General features: G+C 64.8%; 11 protein-coding genes. 6 read left to right on the forward strand and 5 right to left on the reverse strand.

The genetic code is table 11. From position 1 onward, the window contains the following. Window positions 1–43: 43 nt before the first annotated feature. Complete coding sequence (locus ORS3428_RS19955; protein ID WP_071099994.1) at window positions 44–1,723, reverse strand: electron transfer flavoprotein-ubiquinone oxidoreductase; 1,680 nt, start codon at window positions 1,721–1,723, stop codon at window positions 44–46. A gap of 253 nt (window positions 1,724–1,976) precedes the next feature. On the opposite strand from ORS3428_RS19955, the gene ORS3428_RS19960 reads away from it, so the two are divergent. The 3 genes from ORS3428_RS19960 to ORS3428_RS19970 all read left to right on the forward strand — a co-directional run bounded on the left by ORS3428_RS19960 (window position 1,977) and on the right by ORS3428_RS19970 (window position 4,809). After that, window positions 1,977–2,615 (forward strand): hypothetical protein, encoded by a 639-nt coding sequence (locus ORS3428_RS19960; RefSeq protein WP_071099995.1) that lies wholly within the window; start codon window positions 1,977–1,979, stop codon window positions 2,613–2,615. 186 nt (window positions 2,616–2,801) lie between these two features. Then, window positions 2,802–3,731, forward strand: coding sequence for a uracil-DNA glycosylase (locus ORS3428_RS19965; RefSeq protein WP_071099996.1), 930 nt, complete (start codon window positions 2,802–2,804; stop codon window positions 3,729–3,731). Between the two features lie 268 nt (window positions 3,732–3,999). Then, on the forward strand, window positions 4,000–4,809 hold the full coding sequence (locus ORS3428_RS19970; protein ID WP_071099997.1) for a helix-turn-helix domain-containing protein: 810 nt from the start codon (window positions 4,000–4,002) through the stop codon (window positions 4,807–4,809). 234 nt (window positions 4,810–5,043) lie between these two features. Here ORS3428_RS19970 and ORS3428_RS19975 read toward each other — a convergent pair whose 3' ends face one another. Both ORS3428_RS19975 and ORS3428_RS33100 read right to left on the reverse strand, forming a co-directional pair. Continuing rightward, complete coding sequence (locus ORS3428_RS19975; protein ID WP_071099998.1) at window positions 5,044–6,021, reverse strand: DMT family transporter; 978 nt, start codon at window positions 6,019–6,021, stop codon at window positions 5,044–5,046. Continuing rightward, complete coding sequence (locus ORS3428_RS33100) at window positions 6,018–6,302, reverse strand: hypothetical protein (protein WP_131802932.1); 285 nt, start codon at window positions 6,300–6,302, stop codon at window positions 6,018–6,020. The genes ORS3428_RS19975 and ORS3428_RS33100 overlap by 4 nt, the downstream gene beginning before the upstream one ends. Here ORS3428_RS33100 and pepN point away from each other — a divergent pair. From pepN to ORS3428_RS19990, 3 genes are all read left to right on the forward strand, one after another. Beyond that, window positions 6,282–8,927, forward strand: a complete 2,646-nt coding sequence (gene pepN, locus ORS3428_RS19980) for an aminopeptidase N (RefSeq protein ID WP_071099999.1) — start codon at window positions 6,282–6,284, stop codon at window positions 8,925–8,927. The genes ORS3428_RS33100 and pepN overlap by 21 nt on opposite strands. 295 nt (window positions 8,928–9,222) lie before the next feature. Continuing rightward, window positions 9,223–11,544: a PAS domain-containing sensor histidine kinase gene (locus ORS3428_RS19985; RefSeq protein ID WP_071100000.1), complete on the forward strand. Its 2,322-nt coding sequence runs from the start codon at window positions 9,223–9,225 to the stop codon at window positions 11,542–11,544. Window positions 11,545–11,620: 76 nt separating this feature from the next. Then, window positions 11,621–11,881: a type II toxin-antitoxin system Phd/YefM family antitoxin gene (locus ORS3428_RS19990; RefSeq protein ID WP_071100001.1), complete on the forward strand. Its 261-nt coding sequence runs from the start codon at window positions 11,621–11,623 to the stop codon at window positions 11,879–11,881. 467 nt (window positions 11,882–12,348) lie between these two features. Here ORS3428_RS19990 and ORS3428_RS20000 read toward each other — a convergent pair whose 3' ends face one another. After that, window positions 12,349–15,315: a bifunctional [glutamine synthetase] adenylyltransferase/[glutamine synthetase]-adenylyl-L-tyrosine phosphorylase gene (locus ORS3428_RS20000; protein WP_071100003.1), complete on the reverse strand. Its 2,967-nt coding sequence runs from the start codon at window positions 15,313–15,315 to the stop codon at window positions 12,349–12,351. After that, the gene (locus ORS3428_RS20005; RefSeq protein ID WP_071100004.1) at window positions 15,315–16,790 is read right to left on the reverse strand and encodes a sensor histidine kinase; all 1,476 of its coding nucleotides are present in this window, start codon (window positions 16,788–16,790) and stop codon (window positions 15,315–15,317) included. Before ORS3428_RS20005 ends, ORS3428_RS20000 begins: the two co-directional genes overlap by 1 nt. Window positions 16,791–16,896 lie beyond the last annotated feature (106 nt).

A 16,896-nucleotide genomic window follows, 5' to 3' on the forward strand; every position in this document is an offset into this window, starting at 1 on the left:
ACGCCGGCGCCGGGTCGGCAGTCGCGACCGCCCGGCCGTGCGGTCACATGCCCTGATACACCGGGCCTTCGCCGCCCTGCGGCGGCACCCAGTTGATGTTCTGGTTCGGGTCCTTGATGTCGCAGGTCTTGCAGTGGACGCAGTTCTGCGCGTTAATGACGAAGCGCACGTCCTTGGCGGACGGATCGGCGGCGGCATTGCCGTCCTTGTCCACCCATTCGTAGACGCCGGCCGGGCAGTAACGGGTCGAGGGTCCTGCAAAGACGTCGTGCTCGGAGCGCTGCTGCAGCGCCTCGTCGCCGACGATGAGATGCACCGGCTCGTTTTCCTCATGGTTGGTGTTGGACAGAAACACCGAGGAGAGCCGGTCGAAGGTGAGCACGCCATCCGGCTTCGGATAGGCGATCTTCTGATGCTTGGATGCCGGCTCGAGCGTCGCGTAGTCGGACTTGCCATGCTTCAGCGTGCCGAAGGGCGAGAAGCCGAACAGCGTGTTCAGCCACATGTCGAGGCCGCCGATGCCGACGCCGACAACGGTGCCGAAGCGCGACCACAGCGGCTTGACGTTGCGTACCTTCTTCAGGTCCTTGCCGATGTCGCTGCCGCGCCAGGCTTCTTCATAGGAAGTAAGCTCGTCATTGGCGCGGCCGGCGCCGATGGCGTCCGCGACATGCTCGGCCGCCAGCATGCCGGACAGCACCGCATTGTGCGAGCCCTTGATGCGCGGCACGTTGACGAAGCCAGCAGCACATCCYATCAGCGCGCCGCCCGGGAAGGAGAGCTTCGGCACCGACTGCCAGCCGCCCTCGGTGATGGCGCGCGCGCCATAGCCGATCCGCTTGGCGCCCTCGAAGGTGCCMCTGATCGCCGGATGCGTCTTGAAGCGCTGGAACTCCTCGAAGGGCGAGAGCCAGGGGTTCTTGTAGTTGAGGTGGACGACAAAGCCGACCGCCACCTGGTTGTCCTCCAGATGGTAGAGGAAGGAGCCGCCGCCGGTCTTCATGTCGAGCGGCCAGCCGAAGGAGTGCTGTACCAGCCCCGGCTTGTGGTTCTCCGGCTTGACCTGCCACAGCTCCTTGAGGCCGATGCCGTATTTGCCGGGTTCGCGGCCCTCGGAAAGTTTGTATTTGGCGATCAGCTGCTTGGCGAGTGAGCCGCGTGCGCCCTCGCCGATCAGCACATACTTGCCCATCAGCGCCATGCCCGGCGCGTAGGCCGGGCCATGTGTGCCGTCCTTCTCGACGCCCATGTCGCCGGTGATGACGCCGGTGACGGCGCCCGCATCATTGTAGACGAGGTTCGCCGCGGCAAAGCCCGGATAGATCTCGACGCCGAGCGCCTCGGCCTTGGTCGCCAGCCAACGGCAGACATTGCCGAGCGATACGATGTAGTTGCCGTGATTGTTCATCAGCGGCGGCATCAAGAAGTTGGGCAGGCGGAACGAGCCGGCGGGACCAAGCACCAGGAAATGATCGTCGGTGACCGGCGTCTTGAACGGATGCCCCTCTTCCTCGCGCCAGCCCGGCAGCAGCCGGTCGATGCCGATCGGATCGACGACGGCGCCTGACAGGATGTGGGCGCCGACCTCGCCGCCCTTCTCAAGCACGACGACGGAAAGGTCGGGATTGAGCTGCTTCAGACGGATCGCGGCGGCGAGGCCGGCTGGACCGGCGCCGACGATCACCACGTCGAATTCCATGCTCTCGCGTTCGATTTCGCTCATCGGCCCCTCACTGGCTCGCCATGTTCTCGCATTCTGCTGGCTCACGCGCTGCATAGCGCATCAATTCGCGACGCGAAATGGGTGCTGTCGTGACAAAGCCGATTTCGACAAAAAGTCGCGGTTTTATGCGCTGAAGGCCCATCCGAAACGGCCAGCCAAAGCATCGACCGCGGCAAATTCGGCTGGAAGCAGAGCCGCATGGCGCACGTTTTTTAATTGTTCGACGGCTTGCTTATTGGCAATACTTCACCCCATGCGCACTCCCGAGCCATCCGGCTTTTCATCGAAGCGCTTACTCTTCACGCCCGGCGTRCTCTGCCGGGCGGTTCTTCCGCTCCTCTTTTCGCTTGGGCCCGCCGAGGCCGATCCGCAGAGAGTGTGGGCGACCGGCGCCTATTCCTTTTCCGACGAACTTGGCGGCTTCCGCGTCACCGGCGCTTCAGGCATCGGCACCAAGGAAGACCCGCTCATCGTCACCGAAGAGCTGAATTCGGCGACGCCGGTGACGCTGACCATCCGCGCCACCAGGCCAATCGAGGCCTTCGGCAAGGCGGGCGAAGTGGCCAACGGCATCATGTACATGCGCATCGACGTGCTCAACAACAGCGCGGTGCCCTGGGTGGAGTTCCAGTTCGAGCTTCAGGAAATCCTCGACCAGCCGAGCGTGTTCGGCGACGGCCTGTCCTTCGACCAGCGCAACAAGACGCCCGACAACATCGTTTCCACCAATTTCGCCGATTTCGACCGCCAGTTCGAACCCTACGACCGGCTCTTGTTCAAGAACGGCAAGGTCGACCCGCTGAAGACGGCGACCTTCGAATTCCTGATCACCGACTACACACCGCGCTGGACGTTTTATCTGGTGCAGGATCCGCGCATACCGACAGGGTAATCTCCGGCCTCAAGGGGGACGTCGCCGAAGGCGACACAGGGGGTCGCCGCGCGTGAAGCGCCGGCGCCACTTTGCGTTGAGCCGGTTGAGGCGACCCCCTCCGGCCTGCCGGCCATCTCCCGCCTCGAGGGGCGAGATTGCTGTCGCCATGTTGCAAAATGCCGCCATGCGGACGATGGTGGCGCCATGACTGCCACCTCCCCCAACAACCCGATCGACATCGCCGAACTGCTCGCCTTCTATGCCAGCGCCGGCGTCGACGATGCGCTGGAAGACGCGCCCATCAACCGGTTCGCCGAGGTCAGGCCGAAGCAGGCCGAGCGCGCGCCCGCGCCGGCGGCACCCATGCATGAAAGCGGCTCGGAGGAGCGCCCGGCACCTGAGCCAGGCCGGGAACCAAGCAAGGCGCCGGAGACGTCAACGGCATCGTTCAGTCTGGACGCGAGCAGAATCCCGGACGCGCCCGCCCGGCCCATGCCCGCCACCGCTGCGGTGCCCGACGAGGGGCAGGTCCTGCTCGCGCGGCAGCTGGCGGCGAGCGCCTCGACACTCGTTGAATTGCGCCAGCACATGGCGGCCTTCGATGGCTGCAACCTTAAATTCACCGCCAAGAACCTGGTCTTCGCCGACGGCAATCCCGATGCCGACCTGATGCTTGTCGGCGAGGCGCCGGGCCGCGACGAGGACCTCGAAGGCCTGCCCTTCGTCGGCCGCTCGGGCCGGCTGCTCGACCGCATGCTGGCGGCGATCGGCCGCGACCRCAATTCAGCTTATATCGCCAATGTCATCCCCTGGCGGCCGCCCGGCAATCRCACGCCGACGCCGCACGAGACGGAGATCTGCCGCCCGTTCATCGAAAGGCAGATCGAGCTGGTCAATCCCAAGGTGCTGGTCAATCTCGGCGGTCCTTCCGCCAAGACACTGCTCCACACCACGGACGGCATCCTGCGCCTGCGCGGCAACTGGCGCGTCCACACGACGGCCTCGGGCATTGCCATTCCCGCCATGCCTACGCTGCACCCGGCCTATCTGCTGAGGACGCCGGCGCACAAGAAGCTGGCGTGGCGGGATTTCCTCGAGGTGAAGGCAAAGCTGAGGGGGTTGGCAGCCAGCTGATCTCCCCCCTTGTTGTGGGGGAGATGTCCGGCAGGACAGAGGGGCGCGCGAAGGATCGCCAACTTCTGCAATTCTTCTTACGGCGCTGCAATTCTGAAAGCTGATAGGTCAGCGGGACAGCGCCCCCCTCTGCCTTGCCAGGCAACTCCCCCACATAAGCCCACATGGGGGAGATCGGACGTCGCCATCGCCTTCGCCAATCTCCGACGTCGGCGCCATAACCTCCAAGGTAATTGAATTGCTCCCCCGGTCGCCTTAGTCCTTCCCCATGACCACATCCGAAATCTCCGCCGGCAGTCTCATTCGCGAATGGCGCACGCGTCGGCGCATGAGCCAGCTCGACCTCGCCATGGAAGCCGATATCTCGCAGCGGCATCTCTCCTTCGTCGAGAGCGGGCGCGCCCAGCCGTCGCGGGAGATGGTTCTGCATCTGGCCGAACAGCTTTCGATCCCGTTGCGCCAGCGCAACCAATTGCTGCTCGCGGCGGGCTTCGCGCCAAGCTTCAGCGAGAAGCCGCTGACCGATGCAACGCTGGCGCCGGCGATGGCGGCGGTCGAGACGGTGCTGAAGGGCCACGAGCCCTTCCCTGCCCTTGCCGTGGACCGCCACTGGAACCTCGTCTGCGCCAACGCGGCRATCGGCCCGTTCCTCGCCGATGTCTCCGAGCCGTCGTTGCTCAAGCCGCCGGTCAATGTGCTCAGGCTCAGCCTGCATCCGGGCGGTGTGGCGCCGCRCATCGTCAATCTCGCCGAATGGCGCGCGCATCTGCTCGAACGCCTGAAGCACCAGAACGACGCGACCGGCGACCCGGTGCTGATCGAGCTGGAGCGCGAGTTGCGCACCTATCCATCCGGGCTGAGGAGCAGCCGGCCGGCGCCGGTCGAGCCGAGCGGCATCGTGCATCCGCTGCGGCTCGCGCATGGCGGTGCGGTGCTCTCCTTCATCAGTACGATCACCGTGTTCGGCACGCCGCTCGACGTCACGCTGTCGGAACTGGCGATCGAGTCCTTCTTCCCGGCCGACGAGCAGACGCGGACGGTGCTGGTGCGGCTAGCGAAGGAGCGAAGCTCTCAATAGCTCTCAATTGGAACGGTCGAGGGACAGCAACCCCCTCTGGCCTGCCGCCCATCTCCCCCGCAAGGGCCCGCAAGGGGGAGATTAGCAACTTTGCCGACGGCGCTCGTCCTGCAACGTCGGTGATCGGCGAAAGGCATGGCGACATCCGATCTCTCACCTTGCAGGGGAGATGTCCGGCAGGACAGAGGTGGGTGTGACGGAACTCGGCTTTTGAAGCTATCTCTTTGAAACAGATCAACCTTGCGGTGGTGTCGCCCGTCTTGTGCGCGTGCGCTCCAGGCCAAGCTGCCGCTCGCGCCAGATAATGAAGATGCCGGCGGCGACGACAATGATGCCGCCGACCAGCGTGTTCAGCGTGGTCACGTCGCCGAAGACGAAATAGCCGACGACGACACCGAGGATCATCGAGGTGTATTCGAAGGGCGCAACGACCGACGCCTCGGCATGCCGGTAGGCCGCCGTCATCAGGATCTGGCCGAGCCCGCCGCAAAAGCCGGCTGCAATCAGCAGGGCGGCCTGCGCCGGAGTCAGCATCTGCCAGCCGAAAGGCAACGTCAGCARCGCCAGCAAACTCGCCGTCGACGAGAACCACAGCACGATGGTCGCCGTCTTCTCGGTCTGCACGAGATTGCGCACCAGAAGCATGGCGACGGCCGAGATCGCGGCAGCGATGAGGGCCGCCATTACGCCCACCACTTCCTGGTCGTCGAGCGCCTCGTCGGAATTCAGGAGCGTCAGTTCCGGCCAGGAGATGACCAGCACACCGACAAGGCCGACGGCGACTGCGCTCCAGCGATAGACCCGGATCGACTCGCCGAGGAAGATCGAGGAGAACATCACGACCAGCAGCGGCTGCGCGTAATTGAGCGTGATCGCCTCCGGCAGCGGCAGCCTAGTCAGCGCGAAGAAGCCCAGTCCCATGGCGCCGACGCCCACGACGCCGCGCGCGATGTGGTTGAACGGCCGTTTGGTCGAGAACGCCGTGTCGAGCTGTCCCTTGAACGCAAGGAAGGCGACGATCGGAAAGATGGCGAAGAAGGAACGGAAGAAGACGATCTGGCCAGYGGGCACGGTGCCRGCCGCYTTGATGCAGGTCGACATAGCGACGAAGACCGTCACCGAAACGATCTTCAGCGCGATGCCCCGCAGCGTCCCGTGRCCGTCGGCGTGATCGCCGGCAGCTCCCCTGTTCGACCCCGCCCCGGTGCTCACTTTGTCGCGGCGTCCCGGATCGCCGCCCAGATGCGCTCAGGCGTTGTGGGGATATCGACGTGCACGGTTGCGCCCATGCCGAATTTCGGTGTGACGACGGTCATCCATGCCTCGTGACGATGATCGGAGAACGAAGCCCAGAAATAGGCGCTGACGCAGTTTTGTCGAGTGACCGTTTCGTGTAAAGAGCGCGGGCTTTCAAAAATTCTTGGACCAGCACCGCGCGCTGTCCGCCCGAAATCGACAGGAAAAGCAACGGAATGCGCACCGACACCGGCCATGTCTTCAAACTCGAAGACTATCGCCCCAGCGACTATCTCATTCCGCGGATCAGTCTCGATTTCCATCTGTCGCCGGATGCGACCCGCGTCACTGCCGTGCTCAGCGTCGAGCGGCGAGAAGGGGTTGYCGCTTCCGCGCCGCTTGTGCTCGACGGCGACGGGCTGACGCTGCTTGGCGCTGCCATTGACGGGCAAGCGCTCTCGGCGGCCGACTACCAGGCGACGCCGGACCAGTTGACCATCTTGAAGCCGCCGGCGGCGCAGCGCTTCGAGCTTCGCCTCGAGACCGAGATCGCRCCGTCGCGCAACGAGGCGCTTATGGGGCTCTACCGCTCCAACAATGTCTACTGCACGCAATGCGAGGCCGAGGGCTTTCGCCGGATCACCTATTTCCTCGACCGGCCGGACATCCTGTCCGTCTATACGGTGCGCATCGAGGCGCCGCACAACGAAGCGCCACTACTGCTTTCCAACGGCAATCCCGTCGAACGCGGCGTGYTCGCCGACGGCCGGCACTATGCGGTCTGGCATGATCCCTTCCCGAAGCCCTCCTATCTCTTCGCGCTTGTGGCGGGCGCGCTCGGCAAGGTGGCGGGCAGTTTCACCACCATGTCCGGCCGCAAGGTCGAGCTCGGCATCTACGTCGAGCCCGGCAAGGAACGGCTCGCGGGCTACGCGATGGACGCCCTGAAGCGCTCGATGAAATGGGACGAGGAGGCCTTCGGCCGCGAATATGACCTCGACGTGTTCAACATCGTCGCCGTGTCCGACTTCAACATGGGCGCGATGGAGAACAAGGGCCTCAACATCTTCAACGACAAATATGTGCTGGCCGATGAGGAGACGGCGACCGATGCCGACTTCGCCAATATCGAGGCGATCATCGCGCATGAATATTTCCACAATTGGACAGGCAACAGAATCACTTGCCGCGACTGGTTCCAGCTCTGCCTGAAGGAGGGGCTGACCGTTTACCGCGACCACGAATTCTCCGCCGACCAGCGCTCGCGGRCTGTCAAGCGCATCGCCGAGGTGCGCACGCTGCGCGCRCATCAGTTCCCCGAGGACCAGGGGCCGCTGGCGCATCCGGTCAGGCCGCGGCGCTACCGCGAGATCAACAACTTCTACACGGCGACCGTCTACGAGAAGGGCTCGGAGGTGGTGCGCATGATCCGCACCATTCTGGGGCCGGAGGCATTCCGCGCCGGCATGGACCTCTATTTCGAGCGGCATGACGGCGAGGCGGCGACAATCGAGGACTTCCTCAAGGTGTTTGAGGACGTCTCGGGGCGAGACCTCGCGCAATTCGCGCTCTGGTACCACCAGGCCGGCACGCCGAACCTGACGGTGAGTTCCTCCTACAATGCCGCGGCCAAGGCGTTCACGCTGGAGATCGAGCAGTCAGTGCCGCCGACGCCTTCGGAAAGCCGCAAGCGGCTAATGCACATTCCGCTGGCCTTCGGCCTTGTCGGCGCCAGCGGCAAACCGGTCACCTGGCAAAGCGTCGAGGGCGCCACCGTCGAAGACGGCGTCATCCATGTGCGCAAGCGGCGGCACAGCGTGCGCTTCTCCGGCGTTTCGGAACGGCCTTCGGTGTCGCTCAATCGCGGCTTCTCGGCGCCGATCACGCTCTCGGTGCAACAGAAGGCTGACGACCAGTTCTTCCTCGCCAGCCATGACAGCGACTCTTTTTCGCGCTGGCAGGCGGTCAACACGCTCCTCACCGATGCGCTGATCGCAGCCTTCCGCCACGTCCTCGGCGGCAAGAAGCCGGCCTTTGCGGAAAAGCTCGCCGAGCTTGCCGRCAGGATCGCCGGCGACGAGACGCTGGAGCCGGCCTACCGGGCGCTGGCGCTGGCGCTGCCCGCGGAAGCGGACATCGCCCGCGACATCGGCAAGGGCATCGACCCCGACGCCGTCTTCGCAGCGCGCGAAGCCCTGGCGCTGACGATCGCCAAGGCGAACCGCGAGGCCTTCTCGACCATCTATGACAGCCTTGCCGACAAAGGCCCGTTCACGCCCGACGCAGCGAGCGCCGGGCGGCGCGCGTTGCGCAATATCCTGCTCGACTACCTTTCGCTGCTGCCCGAAGGCGTGGCGCTTGCGGCGGCGCATTTCTGCGCGGCAACCAATATGACGGATCGCGCGGCGGCGCTCACCGTGCTGGCACATCGCCATGCCGGCTCGCCTCAGGCGCTCGAGGCCCTGGCAATCTTCGAGGCCAAATATCGCAAAGATCCCCTGGCGCTCGACAAATGGTTCCAGATCCAGGCCGGCGTGCCAGGGCCCCAGACCGTCGAGACAGTGCGCGCGCTGATGCAGCACCCCGCCTTCTCGATCGCCAACCCGAACCGGGTGCGCTCGCTGATCGGGACTTTCTCCAGCGCCAACCAGACCGGCTTCCATCGCGCCGACGGCCAGGGCTACCGCTTCTTCGCCGACACCGTGCTGGAGGTGGAGAAGCGTAACCCGCAAGTGGCGGCAAGGCTGGCGACGGCGCTGCGGTCATGGCGCTCGCTGGAACCGATCCGGCAGAACAAGGCCCGGCAGGCGCTGCTGCAGATGGCGAACGCCGAGAACCTATCGGCCGACCTCCGCGACATCGTGGAGCGGACGCTGGCGTAGCGCCCTCTCCTTCTTCCCTTGTGGGAGAACGCGTCGCCGAAGGCGACGGATGAGGGGTGCTCCAGATGCCACCAGCGTCTCACTCCGCTGGAACACCCCTCATCCGTCTCGGCGCTATCGCGCCGATCCACCTTCTCCCACAAGGGGAGAAGGGGAAAAGCGCGAATTTCAATCAACTTTTAATCTTTTTTAGCCGCGCCTCTGGACAAGGCGAATCACCTTTGATTCCTTACTGACGATTCGGGCGTGCGGCGTAGCCGGATCGTCAAGTTCGGCAATTCGGGGAGTGCCATTTATGGCCAAGACGGACGCGTGGGGCGCGCCCGGAGGGAAGGCTTTTGCGCGTCGCGAGGCAAGGGGCGACAGGCTTGCCGGCAATGCGCGTCTGATCGCCGAGCCCGCCTATCAGCGGCTGCTGGCGGCAGAGCCGCTGCTGCGCCGCTCGATCCCGGCACTGATCATCATCTTCCTCATCGTCATCGCCGCCCTGCGCTTCCTATCGCTGGTCAACGAACGCGACGAGGTCGAGCGGGACGCCAAGGCGGTGCTGGCCCTCGCCGCCGGCCAGATGGCGCAGGCGATCACCGCCGACCCGAACGCCGCGGGCGCCAATGCCATTGACCTGCTGGAGACCACCGGCCGCCAGGGTGCGATGGGCCGCAGCCATGTGCTGGCCATCACCGACGGCGCCTTCAAGATCATCGCCGTGTCGCCATCGTCGACGGGCTGGCAGGGACGCTCGCTCGATAGCCTCGTGCTCGGCGGACAGCCGCTGTTCATGTTCGGCGACCGCGCCGGCGTGATGGATGTCAGCATCGCCGGCAAGGACTGGTTCGCCGCGGTCAGCCTTACAGGCGACCGCAAGAACGCCGCTGCCGCTCTGGTGCCCAAGGAGGCCGTGTTCGACAGCTGGCGCAAGACGGTGTCGCTCAACGTCACGCTGTTCGTGCTGACGGCAGGCGTGCTGATCGTCATCCTCTATGCCTATTTCGGCCAGGCGGCGCGCGCCCAGGCAGCCGACCGCATCTATCTCGAGGCGCATCAGCGCATCGACATGGCGCTGGTGCGCGGCCGCTGCGGCCTGTGGGACTGGGATATGGTGCGCGGCAAGATGTACTGGTCGCGTTCRATGTACGACATGCTGGGCTACGAGCCCTGCGACACGATGCTGTCTTTCGGCGAGGTCGACGAGATCATCCACCCGGATGACGGTGATCTCTTCGAGCTCGCCAACCGCATCGTCGAGCGCGAGATCGATCATATCGACCAGGTGTTCCGCATGCGCCATGCCGATGGGCAATGGGTGTGGATGCGCGCCCGCGCGCAGGTGATCGACCCGGAGGCGCCGGAGATCCAGCTGATCGGCATCGCCGTCGACGTCACCGAGCAGCGGCACCTGGCGCTGCGTTCGGAAGCGGCGGACATGCGGCTGAGAACCGCGATCGAAAACATCAACGAATCCTTCGTGCTGTGGGATGCCGCCGAGCGGCTGATCATGTGCAACTCCAAATTCCAGAAGGATAACGGGCTCTCTGACCGCGACGTGGTGCCGGGCGCCACCCGCGCCATGCTGGAGGAGCGCATGCTCGCCTTCGCCTCAGAGCGGAGGCTCGCCAATGCCAACGGGCCGCATGGCGGCGTCACCATCGAAAGGCAATTGGCGGACGGCCGCTGGCTGCAGGTCAACGAACTCAGGACAAGGGACGGCGGTATCGTCTCGGTCGGCTCCGACATCACCCAGATCAAGCTGCACCAGGAAAAGCTGGTCGACAGCGAGCGCCGCCTGATGGCTACGATCCACGATCTCAGCCTCGCACGCCGCGCCGAGGAGGAGCGCGCCAAGGAGCTGGTCGAGCTCAACCGCAAATATATGAAGGAGACCGAGCGCGCCGAGGCCGCCAACCGGGCGAAGTCCGAATTCCTCGCCAACATGTCGCATGAATTGCGCACGCCGCTCAACGCCATCATCGGCTTTTCCGAGCTGATGCAGCAGGGCCTGTTCGGACCGCTCGGCTCCGAGCGCTACGAGGAATATGCCAGCGACATCAACGGCAGCGGCAAATACCTGCTCGGCGTCATCAACGACATACTCGACATGTCGAAGATCGAAGCCGGCCAATTCTCGGTCGACCGTGAGGAGATCGACCTTTGCCCGCTGATCAAGGAGACGGTGCGCGTTATCTCGCTGYAGGCGGCGGAAAAGTCGATCACCGTGGACACGCGCATCGCCGACTCGATGAGGCTCTATGYCGACCGCCGCGCGATCAAGCAGATCGCGATCAACCTCCTCTCCAACGCGGTGAAGTTCACCGGACAGGGCGGCAAGATCACGGTCCGTGCGCGCAGCGCATCCGGCGCGCTGGTGCTCACCATCGAGGACAATGGCTGCGGCATCCCCAAGCAGGCGTTGAGCAAGCTCGGGCGGCCGTTCGAGCAGGTGCAGAACCAGTTCTCCAAGAACCATACCGGCTCCGGCCTCGGCCTTGCCATCTCGCGCTCGCTTGCCGAGCYGCAGGGCGGCGCGCTGAAGATCCGCTCGACCGAGGGCGTCGGYACCATCGTCTCGGTGCGCATCCCGCTCAAGAAGTCGCCGCAGACGGTGAAGGCCGCGGCGTGACAGCTTGCACCAAGCGAAAACGCCGCCTTGAAGAAGTTATCTACTTTATCTATTTTGGATAAAGAGGTGACTTATCATGCGCGTGACATCCACTGAGTTCCAACAAAATGTCGGCCGCTTTCAGGACGCCGCTCAACGAGCGCCGGTCGCGATTACGAAGAACGGCCGTACCCACACGGTGCTTCTTTCTGCGGCGATGTTCGCAGTGTTGGTCAAGGGAAGGGTTGCCCGTCCCGTCCAAGAACTGGACGACGAAACCCTCAACGCCATCGCCGAAAGCAGCGTCCCAGCGCAATATGACGAGCTTGACGCAATGCTTAAAGACTGGAACCCGTGAGCTTACCCAGGCCCGTCCCCGGATTGGTGATCTCCTACTCCTACCTCTGGGCCCAAGAATACAAAGACGGTGCGGAAGATGGTCGCAAGGACAGGCCTTGCGCCATTGTAGCTGCGCGCCGGGTCGTTGAGGGGCGCGAGGTCGTGACGGTGGTTCCGATCACGCATACCGCCCCGACTGATCCTGCCGACGCCATAGAACTGCCTGCTCCGCTCAAAGCTCACCTCGGGCTCGACGCGATGCCCTCATGGGTCGTGGTTAGCGAAACCAACGATTTCCTTTGGCCGGGTCCTGATCTCAGGCCCATACCGGGGAGCAGGCCTGCGCGCTTCCAATATGGAATGCTGCCRCCCCGCTTTTATACACATCTTCGCGATCGGATACTGCAGGCGCATGCACGTCGCGCGCTTCGCAAGGTTCAACGTACCGAGTAGCCATGCGGCYTCAGGGCTGGGAAACCTTGATCGTTACGGCGCTCCCGCACGAAGCAGAAGATCGAAATCCTTCCTGACCTTCCCTGACGTCTCCTTGAGGTGTGCTTCAAGCACACCGAAATCCGGCAGGTCGGTGACCGCCAGAAGCAGATCCRAAAGCCCCGGCGGGACATCGTCGCGCTGGAATTCACCGGTCAGGCAGAGCCTGATCATCTGGGTCAACGCCAGATAGAGCTGCCAGGCGCTGCTGAGTTCCTGCCGGACGTCCGAGGTCGCGAAACCGGGCGCCAGTCTCGCCAACACATCGGCGGTCGCCGTTGCCCGCCTTCCCGGTTCGATCGCGCCGATGATGACGGCGACCTGGGCGATGAACTCAAGATCGATGAGGCCGCCCGGGATCAGCTTGATGTCCCAGAGATCGCGCGGCGGCTTTTCCTTGTCGATCAGCGCCCGCATCTCCAAGGCATCCGCCTTAACCTTGGCGCCGTCGCGCGGCTGGGCGAGAACCGCCGCCACTTCGTCCTCGGCTTCGGCGCAAAGTGCTGGATCGCCGCCGATGGCGCGTGCTCTTGCCAGCGCCATGTGCTCCCAAGTCCAGGCATCCTGGCGCTGGTACTTCTTGTAGGCATCCACATGGGTGGCGACCGGCCCCTTGTTGCCGGAAGGGCGCAGGCGAAGGTCGAGCTCGTAAAGCACGCCTTCGGCCGTGGGCGCCGACACGGCCGCGATCAGCCGCTGCGTCATACGGGCATAATAGTGCGAGGTCGCTAGCGGCTTCTCGCCGTCGGACTCTTCCGCCTCCGCATCATGGTCGTAGAGGAGAATGAGGTCGACGTCGGAGCCGGCGGTGAGCTCGCGGCTGCCGAGCTTGCCCATGCCGAGCAGCGCCACCCTGCCGCCGGCGACCCTGCCGTGGCGCTGCGCGAACTCGGCAATGACGGCGTTGAGCGCGGCCTCGATTGTGAGGTCGGCGAGGTCGGAAAAGGCGCGGCCGGCGCGCGCCGGATCGATTGAGCCGGCAAGCAGGCGCACGCCGATCAGGAATTTCTGCTCGGAGGCAAAGATGCGCAGGCGGTCGAGCACATCCTCATAGGCGCGGTCGCCCTCGATGAAGGCGGCAAGCCGGGCCGAGAGATAGGCGCGGTCCGGCAGTTCGGTAAGCAAGGCCGGATCGAGCAGACCGTCGAAGACATGCGGCCGGCGCGTGATGATGGCAGCGAGCCGCGGGGCTGCACCCATGATCGTCGCCATCAGCTTGAGCAGCGCCGGATTGGACTGCAGAAGCGAGAAGAGCTGGATGCCCGCCGGCAGGCCGGCAAGGAACTCGTCGAAGCGCATCAGCGCCTCGTCGGCGCGGCGGGTCTGGCCGAAAGCCCTCAGCAGCGCCGGCGTCAGCTCCGTCAGCCGCTCGCGCGCCTCGGCCGACTGGGTGACGCGATAGCGGCCGAAATGCCAGCCGCGGATGACGCGGCAGATGTCGCTCGGCCGCTGGAAGCCGAGCCGATGCAAGGTCTGCAGCGTGTCGGGGTCGTCGACATCGCCGGTGAAGACCAGGTTGCCGACGCCGGCCGACAGTTCGGGCGCCGTCTCGAACAGCGCCGCATAGTGGCGCTCGACCTGCTGCAGCGAGGCGCGGAAGGCCGTGGCGAACTCGGCCTCACCGGCAAAGCCAAGCATCAGCGCGATGCGTTCCAGCTCCTCGTCTTCCGCGGGCAGGACGTGCGTCTGCTCGTCGGCCACCATCTGGATGGCATGCTCGACGCGTCGCAGGAACCAGTATTGCCGGATCAGGGCATCGCGTGCATCGGCGGTGATCCAGCCGCGCGCCGCAAGTTGGCCAAGCATCGGCACGGTCTCGCGGCCGCGCAATTCCGGAAAGCGGYCGCCGGCGATCAACTGCTGCRTCTGGACGAAGAATTCGATCTCGCGGATGCCTCCGCGGCCGAGCTTGACGTTGTGGCCCTTGACCGCGATCTCGCCATGGCCCTTGTGGGCATGGATCTGGCGCTTGATCGAATGGACGTCGGCGATTGCCGCGTAGTCCATGTATTTGCGCCAGACATAGGGCTGCAATTCCTTGAGGAAGACCGTACCCGCGGCAAGATCGCCCGCCACCGGACGCGCCTTGATCATGGCGGCGCGCTCCCAGTTCTGGCCGCGCGCCTCGTAGTAGCGGAGCGCCGCCTCGACAGGAATGGCGAGCGGCGTCGAGCCGGGATCGGGACGCAGTCTCAGATCGGTGCGGAAGACATAGCCGTGCTCGGTGCGATCCTGCAGGATGCGCACCAGCCGGCGGGTAAGGCGCGAGAAAAGCTCCGTCGCGTCCAGCGGGTCGACGACGGCAGGCGCTTCCGGATCGAAGAAGACGACGAGGTCGATGTCGGAAGAGAAATTCAGCTCATGCGCGCCGAGCTTGCCCATGCCGAGCAGAATCCAGCCCGAGCCGTGCGCCGGGTCATTTGCGTCGGGCAGCTTGAGCTTGCCCCGTCCGTGCGCGTCGAGCAGCAGGAAATCGACCGCGGCGCGGGTGCAGGCATCCGCCAGGTCGCTGAGGCGTCGCACCGTCACCGCGGTTTCGGCTTCGCCGGCAAGATCGGCGAGCGCGATCAGGAAATGGGCCTCGGCCTTCCACTGCCTCAGCGCCATCATCAGGTTCGATTCCGAAACATTCTCGGCCTGCGCCGCGCGATCGATTGCCTCGCCGATGTCGCCGAGCCGTGCCTCGATCGTCTGGTCGAACAGCGTGTCGAGTATCGCCGGCCGGCGGCGGGCTACATCGCGCAGGAAGGGTGACAGGTCGAAGATGGCAGCGAGCAGGTCCTGCAGCGGGCCCTCGCCCGCAAGGAAGGCCGCCAGGCGGGACAGGCCGTCGTCCGCGGCGGCGTCCGCGATCTCGGACAATTCCCGGCGCGCATGGTCCTTATCCCGCGGGTGAAGGGCCAGCGTCGGGCGCAGCTGCCACTCGGTTTCTTGCCGTTTCTTTGCCATCCTCGCCGCCATCAATGCGTCTCCGGTGCCGGGAAACTCATGACCACGGACAATCCGGGATTAGCGGGCAGAAGATCAAGCCTGCCGTTGTGGAAAGTCATGATCGCCTTGGCGAGGCTGAGGCCCAGGCCGGAACCCGGCTGCGAGCGGCTCTTTTCCAGCCGCACGAAGCGCTCGGTGACCCTGGCGCGATYGGCATCGTCGGGGATGCCGTGGCCGTTGTCGGAAACGACGAGCTTGATCTCGTCGCCGACGCGCTCCAGCGTGACGCGCACTCTCGGGTCCTCGGCGGCGCCGGTCGAGTATTTGATTGCATTGTCGACGATGTTGGACAGCGCCTGGCCGATCAGCTCGCGGTTGCCGTTGATGGTGATCGCTTCCGGCACCGTGGCTTCCACGGCAACGCCCGCCTCCTCAGCCACCGGCTCGTAGAGCTCGACCACGTCGCTCACCGTGGCGGCTAGATCGAYGGGGCCGGTCGTCTCGGAGGAATAGCCGGCCTCCAGCCGCGAGATCATCAGGATGGCGTTGAACGTCTTGATGAGCTGGTCGGACTCGGCGATCGTGCCCTCCAGCGCCTGGYGGTAGTCGATCGTCTTTTGCTTGCCGGCAAGCGTCGCCTCGGCGCGGTTGCGCAGCCTGGTCAGCGGTGTCTTCAGGTCATGCGCGATGTTGTCGGAGACCTGCTTCAGCCCCTCGTTCAGCGTGGCGATACGGGCCAGCATCGTGTTGAGGTTTTCCGAGAGGYGGTCGAATTCGTCGCCGGCGCCGCTCACCGGCAGCCGTCCGGAAAGATCGCCACCCATGATGCGGCGGCTTGCGTCGGAGACGCTGTCGATGCGTTTCAGCGCCGCGCGTCCGACGAAGAACCAGATCAAAAGACCGCCGAGGCCCATCATGCCCAGCGCCAGCGTCAGCGCGCGGCGGATAACGGCGCGGAAGCGCTCGGGCTCACCGAGGTCGCGGCCGACCAGCATGATCATCTGGTTGGGGAGTCTCAGCACCAGCGCGATCGCATTATGGCCTTTCTCACCCTCGGATTGCRCACCGCCGGCTCCGGGCGGCGGCGCGGTCTGGTCGGATCCTTCGCCGCGCAGCCGGTCGAGCTCGCCCTCGCCGAAGCGCTGGTAGGAAAAGGGCTTGGTTGTCCAGCCCTCGGTTTCGATGACCCCAGGCTCAAGGCTCTGCACGTTGCCGGTCAGGATCTGGCCGTTGGCGTCGGCGATCAGATAGAGGTTGGCGCCGGGCTGGCGGGAGCGGGACTCGACCACGCGCACCAGCACCGGCAAGCCGCCGCGCTGGTAAGCCTGCGCCAGGCCCAGCACCTCGTCGTTGATGGTCTCCTGGGTCTGCGCGGTCAGCATGTGCGCCGACAGCGATGTCATGTAGAAGACCAGCAGCACGGCGCAAAGCGCGAAAAGCAGAAGATAAAGCGCCGAGAGCCGGGCCGCCGTCGTCTTCATGATGGCGGGAAGGGAAAGAGCCATTTGCTCTTAGATCAGGATGACGATCTGTCGAATCGTCATCCTGATCTAACTCCTTGTTGTAGCATGATCTTTTCCGAAAACCGGTTCCCACTTTTTCGGGATCATG

The sequence above is a fragment of the Mesorhizobium sp. ORS 3428 genome (assembly GCF_001854785.1).
Lineage (GTDB): Bacteria > Pseudomonadota > Alphaproteobacteria > Rhizobiales > Rhizobiaceae > Mesorhizobium.